This window comes from Stenotrophomonas pictorum JCM 9942, assembly GCF_001310775.1.
Taxonomy (GTDB): domain Bacteria; phylum Pseudomonadota; class Gammaproteobacteria; order Xanthomonadales; family Xanthomonadaceae; genus Stenotrophomonas; species Stenotrophomonas pictorum.
In genome coordinates this window covers 1-5774 of the sequence record NZ_BAZI01000176.1, presented here as the reverse complement: position 1 = coordinate 5774, position 5774 = coordinate 1, and the positions used below count along the sequence as shown (strand labels likewise).

The 5774-nt window shown below is 66.2% G+C and carries 7 protein-coding genes; all 7 read left to right on the top strand.

Features of this window, described 5'->3' with window-relative positions:
* The coding region (locus tag JCM9942_RS09925) for a DNA-processing protein DprA (RefSeq protein WP_172675092.1) at window positions 1-487 on the top strand (487 nt) is incomplete at its 5' end.
* Window positions 488-531: 44 nt separating this feature from the next.
* Window positions 532-1005, top strand: a complete 474-nt coding sequence (locus JCM9942_RS09920; protein WP_054659382.1) for a DUF494 family protein — start codon at window positions 532-534, stop codon at window positions 1003-1005.
* A 36-nt stretch (window positions 1006-1041) separates the two neighbouring features.
* Entirely contained in the window at window positions 1042-1749 is a 708-nt protein-coding gene (locus tag JCM9942_RS20455; RefSeq protein WP_054659380.1) for a pilin, read from the top strand.
* A 30-nt stretch (window positions 1750-1779) separates the two neighbouring features.
* Complete coding sequence (locus tag JCM9942_RS20530; RefSeq protein WP_343123488.1) at window positions 1780-2172, top strand: DUF4339 domain-containing protein; 393 nt, start codon at window positions 1780-1782, stop codon at window positions 2170-2172.
* On the top strand, window positions 2100-2708 hold the full coding sequence (locus JCM9942_RS09910) for an RDD family protein (RefSeq protein WP_343123487.1): 609 nt from the start codon (window positions 2100-2102) through the stop codon (window positions 2706-2708). The genes JCM9942_RS20530 and JCM9942_RS09910 overlap by 73 nt, the downstream gene beginning before the upstream one ends.
* A 192-nt stretch (window positions 2709-2900) precedes the next feature.
* Window positions 2901-5405: a DNA topoisomerase I gene (locus JCM9942_RS09905; RefSeq protein WP_054659378.1), complete on the top strand. Its 2505-nt coding sequence runs from the start codon at window positions 2901-2903 to the stop codon at window positions 5403-5405.
* Between the two features lie 135 nt (window positions 5406-5540).
* Window positions 5541-5774 (top strand): Sua5/YciO/YrdC/YwlC family protein (locus tag JCM9942_RS09900; protein WP_172675091.1); only part of this gene is annotated, 234 nt, incomplete at its 3' end.

Below are 5774 nucleotides of genomic sequence, written 5' to 3'. Positions count from 1 at the left end.
CCGCAACCGGCTGCTGGCGGGGCTGAGCCTGGGCACGGTCGTCATCGAGGCGGCCGAACGCTCCGGTGCACTGATCACCGCACGCCTGGCCAGCGAGGCCGGGCGCGAGGTCTTCGCCCTGCCCGGCTCGCTGCACAATCCCATGGCCGCCGGCTGCCACCGCCTGATCCGCGACGGCGCCATTCTGGTGACACAGCCACAGGATATCCTCGAAGGCGTGGCCAATCTGGCCGGGGAACTGGCCGCCGGCTTGCAAATGCGCCTGGCGGCCCCCATTGCAGAGGCGCCGGCAGGTTCTGCGCCGGCACCCGACCTGCCGGACATCAACTACCAGCGATTGTGGAATGCACTGGGGTTTGACCCAACCGGTATGGATTCACTGATCGAGCGCACTGGATTGACGGCCGCCAGCCTGTCCTCCATGCTGCTGGTCATGGAACTGGAAGGAAGCGTGTCGTCGGCGCACGGCCGCTACACCCGCACCTGAAGTTCCTTCACCTCCACAGCGCCACTGGCGCAGGCCGAGGGGCAATGAAAGAGAGTATTCTGGACGTCCTGCTGTACCTGTTTGAACACTATTTCAGCGAGGATGCCGATCTCATCCGGGACCGCGATTCGCTGCAGCACGGCCTGATCCAGGCCGGATTCAGCCCCACCGAGATCAACAAGGCCTTCGACTGGCTCGACGCCCTGGCCGAGCAGCGCCCGGCCGTATCGCAGCCGCGGGTCGACTGGCCGGTACGCGTGTTCCATGGCCCCGAGCTGGACAAGCTGGACGTGGACTGCCGGGGTTTCCTGCTGTTCCTGGAGCATCACCGGATCCTGGATGCAGACCAGCGCGAGCTGGTGCTGGACCGTGCAATGGCGCTGGACCAGGACGAACTGGACCTGGACGACCTCAAGTGGGTCGTGCTGATGGTGCTGTTCAACCAGCCCGGGGCCGAAGCGGCCTACGCCTGGATGGAAACCCAGATGTTCATCGACGAACCCGAACCCCTGCATTGAGCCGCGCGGCCTGCAAGGACGCATGAGGACATCCCCGTGAGCCAGTGGTTCTACGCCGAAGGCAACCGCGAACGGCGCGGTCCGCTGACCGATGACAACATCGTCGAACTGTTCCGCTCCGGCCGTATCGCGGCCGATACGCTGCTGTGGCGCGAAGGTGCCGGCGACTGGCAGCCGCTGCAGCGCTATGCCGCCGAACTGGGCCTGCACGATGTGATCGCCGCGCCGACAGCCGCCCCACTGTTGCCGCCACCGCTTCAGCAGACACCTGCGGGGAGCGCGCCCGCCCCGGCAGTCAAGCCGGGCCTGTCCGGCTGCGCCATCGCCGGCATCATCGCCGCGGTGGGCGGTGTCATTCTGGTGGCGATCGTCGGCATCCTTGCCGCCATCGCGCTGCCTGCGTACCAGTCCTACACGCTGCGCGCCAAAGCCAGCCTGGCCCTGGGGCAACTGGCACCACTGAAGATCGAAATCAGCGATTTCGTGCAGCACAACGGGCGTTGCCCGGTGAACGACGATGAGGGTTTCCGGACGCCCGGCAGCTATGCCCAGGACGCCATCGCCAGCGTGCGCATCGGCCGCTTCGACAACGGCCATTGCGGGCTGGAAGCGCAGTTGCGGGAGCCCGGTAGTCCGCAGCTCGATGGCAAGGCACTGTGGCTGGACTACGACACCGGCGCCCGGACATGGCAGTGCAGCTCGGACGTGGACGACAGGTTTCTGCCGCTACACTGCCGCAGCTGAGACACACCATTCATTTACGGGGGGAACACGATGAGCCAGTGGTATTACGCCGATGCGCAGCGCGAGAGGCACGGTCCGGTGGAGGCCGGGATCCTGCGCGGAAAATTCCGCCAGAACGAACTGGACCTGTCCACGCTGGTCTGGCGTGAAGGCATGGACCAGTGGCAGCCCCTGTCGGCCATGGCCGAGGAGCTGCAGCTGATCGAAAAGGCCAGCCCAGGTATCGACCTGCGCGCGGACTACGTGGCCATCGAGAACGGCACCGCCGCCACGCCGATTTCCCTGCAGAAAGCCGACGAGACCCATTCCCCCTACACCGCACCGGCCAGCATCTCGCCGGGCATGGCACGGTGGTTGGCGGCGGCGAAGTGGTCTACGCCGGCTTCTGGAAGCGGGTGGCCGCCTACTGCATCGACAGCGTGATCGTGGGCATGGTCGGCGGCGTGATCGCGATGGTCATCGGCATGGTGCTGGGCCTGGGCATGGCCGGCATCGGCGGGGGCAGCGACGCGATGGGCGCCGGTTTCATCATGATCCAGCTGCTGACCAACGTGCTGTCCATCGCCCTGGCTGCCGCCTATTACGCCGGCTTCCACGCCTCGGCCGGCAAGGCCACGCTGGGCAAGATGGCCGTGGGCATCAAGGTGGTGCGCACGGACGGTGAGCGCATCAGCATCGCCCGTGGTATCGGCCGCTACTTCGCGGCCATGCTCAGCGGCCTGATCCTGTGCATCGGCTTTGTGATGGCCGCCTTCACCGAACGCAAACAGGGTCTGCACGACTTGATCTGCGACACCCTGGTGGTCGACAAATGGGCCTTCACCGACCATCCGGAATGGCAGCAGCGCGGCCTGGGCACCGTCACCATCGTGATCCTGTCGATTTTCGGGCTGCTGATGGCGGTCGTTATCGTCGCCCTGCTGGCCATGATCGGCATCGCCGCCAGCCAGTTCAGTTGAGGTCCGTGCCGCCGGCGCGCTTGACAGCGGCCGGTCCGGCATGATTCCTCTAATAAGGAAGAAAGCTGAACGCCCGGGCCCCTGCCCGGGCGTCAATCTATCCAGAACGGCCGCAGCGCTTCACTAACGCAGGCGATTGCGCCACCCTAGCGCCCCCGATCAGGGGCGCTCTCCCCCCAAGAAAGTATTGATATGCCCAAGCACCTGCTCATCGTCGAATCGCCGGCCAAGGCCAAGACGATCAACAAATACCTCGGCAAGGACTTCACCGTCCTGGCCTCGTATGGGCATGTGCGGGACCTGGTTCCCAAAGAGGGCGCGGTCGATCCGGACAACGGCTTCGCCATGCGCTACGACCTGATCGAAAAGAACCAGAAGCACGTGGAAGCCATCGCCAAGGCCGCCAAGGGCGCCGACGACATCTTCCTGGCGACCGACCCGGATCGCGAGGGCGAGGCGATCAGCTGGCATATCGCCGAGATCCTGAAAGAGCGCGGGCTGGCCGAAGGCAAGCCGATGCAGCGGGTGGTGTTCACCGAGATCACCCCACGGGCGATCAAGGAGGCCATGACCCAGCCGCGCGCCATCGCCGGCGATCTGGTCGATGCGCAGCAGGCGCGTCGCGCACTGGATTACCTGGTCGGCTTCAACCTCTCCCCGGTGCTGTGGCGCAAGGTGCAGCGCGGCCTGTCCGCCGGCCGGGTGCAGAGCCCGGCGCTGCGCATGATCGTCGAGCGCGAGGAGGAGATCGAAGCCTTCATCGCCCGCGAGTACTGGAGTATCGAAGCGGCCTGCGCGCATCCCTCGCAGCCCTTCAACGCCCGCCTGGTCAAGCTGGACGGACAGAAGTTCGAGCAGTTCACCGTCACCGACGGTGATACCGCCGAAGCCGCGCGGCTGCGCATCCAGCAGGCCGCGCAGGGCGCGCTGCACGTCACCGACGTGGCCAGCAAGGAGCGCAAGCGCCGCCCGGCCGCGCCGTTCACCACCTCCACGCTGCAGCAGGAAGCCTCGCGCAAGCTCGGCTTCACCACCCGCAAGACCATGCAGGTGGCGCAGAAACTGTATGAAGGCGTGGCCATCGGCGATGAAGGCACGGTCGGCCTGATCTCCTATATGCGTACCGACTCGGTCAGCCTGTCGCAGGACGCGCTGGCCGAGATCCGCGACGTGATCGCCCGCGACTACGGCACCCGTTCGTTGCCGGACAAGCCCAACACCTACACCACCAAATCCAAGAACGCCCAGGAAGCCCACGAAGCCGTGCGCCCGACCTCGGCGTTGCGCACGCCGGCGCAGGTCGGCAAGTACCTGACCGACGACGAGCGCAAGCTGTACGAGCTGATCTGGAAACGCGCCGTCGCCAGCCAGATGATTCCGGCCATCTTGAACACCGTCAGCGTCGACCTGGCCGCCGGCAGCGAGCACGTGTTCCGCGCCAGCGGCACCACCGTGGTGGTGCCCGGCTTCCTGGCCGTGTACGAGGAAGGCAAGGACAGCAAGAACGCCGAGGACGAGGACGAAGGCCGCAAGCTCCCGGCGATGAAGCCCGGCGACCGCGTGCCGCTGGACCGCATCGTCGCCGACCAGCACTTCACCCAGCCGCCGCCGCGTTTCACCGAAGCGGCACTGGTCAAGGCGCTGGAGGAATACGGTATCGGCCGTCCGTCGACCTACGCCTCGATCATCCAGACCCTGCTGTTCCGCAAGTACACCGAGATGGAAGGTCGCAGCTTCAAGCCCACCGACGTCGGCCGCGCGGTCAGCAAGTTCCTGTCCAGCCACTTCACCCGCTACGTCGATTACGACTTCACCGCCAAACTCGAGGACGAGCTCGATGCGGTGTCGCGCGGCGAAGAGGAGTGGGTGCCGCTGATGGAGCGCTTCTGGGGCCCGTTCAAGGAGCTGGTCAGCGACAAGAGCGAATCGCTGGACCGCACCGACGCCGGCAGCGCCCGTGTGCTGGGCGTGGACCCGGCCAGCGGCAAGGAAGTCAGCGCGCGTATCGGCCGGTTCGGGCCGATGGTGCAGATCGGCACGGTCGATGACGAGGACAAACCCAAGTTCGCCTCGCTGCAGCCGGGCCAGAGCATCTATTCGATCTCGCTGGAAGATGCGCTGAAGCTGTTCGACATGCCGCGCAAGCTGGGCGCCGACGCCAACGGCGAGGAAGTCACCGTCGGCATCGGCCGCTTCGGTCCGTTCGCCAAGCGCGGCAGCACCTACGCCTCGCTGACCAAGGAAGACGACCCGTACAAGATCGATCTGGCCCGCGCCATCTTCCTGATCGAGGAGAAGGAAGAAATCGCGCGCAACCGCATCATCAAGGAGTTCGAGGGCTCGGAGATCCAGGTGCTCAACGGCCGTTTCGGCCCGTACATCAGCGACGGCAAGCTCAACGGCAAGATTCCCAAGGACCGCGAGCCGGCCTCGCTGACCCTGGCCGAGGTCGAGCAGCTGATGGCCGAAACCGGCAAGCCGGTACGCAAGGGCTTCGGCAAGAAGACCGCCGCCAAGAAGACCGCGGTGAAGAAGGAGGCGGCGCCGAAGAAGACCGCCGCAAAGAAGGCCCCGGCCAAGAAGGCGGCGAGCAAAAAAGCCGCCACCAAGAAGACCGCGGCCAAGAAAGCCACCAAGAAAACCGTCGCCAAGAAGACGGTGAAGGCGACGGCCGTCGACGACGCCCCGCCGTTCTGACCGGGATTTCCCCTGCCCGCGCGGCAGGCGGATAATCGCTGTTCCGCATGAGGCCGCCCATGGGCGGCCTTGTTGTCTGCGGCCCCCTCGCAAGCGCCCGCGCAGTCCCGCGCGGCGCGTCCAACGGTGCTGAGCATGATTGAACTGGATCTGGAAACCGTCGTCCCGGCATTGCAGGCCGGTGCGGTAATCGCCTACCCGACCGAAGCGGTCTGGGGCCTGGGCTGCGATCCGGCCAACGAGACGGCGGTGCTGAAGCTGCTGGCGCTGAAGCAGCGCCCGGTCGAGAAGGGCATGATCCTGGTGGCCGCCGATCCGGTCCAGCTCGAGGGCTGGGTGCGGCTGGAGGCCCTGGCCGGCGAGCGCCGC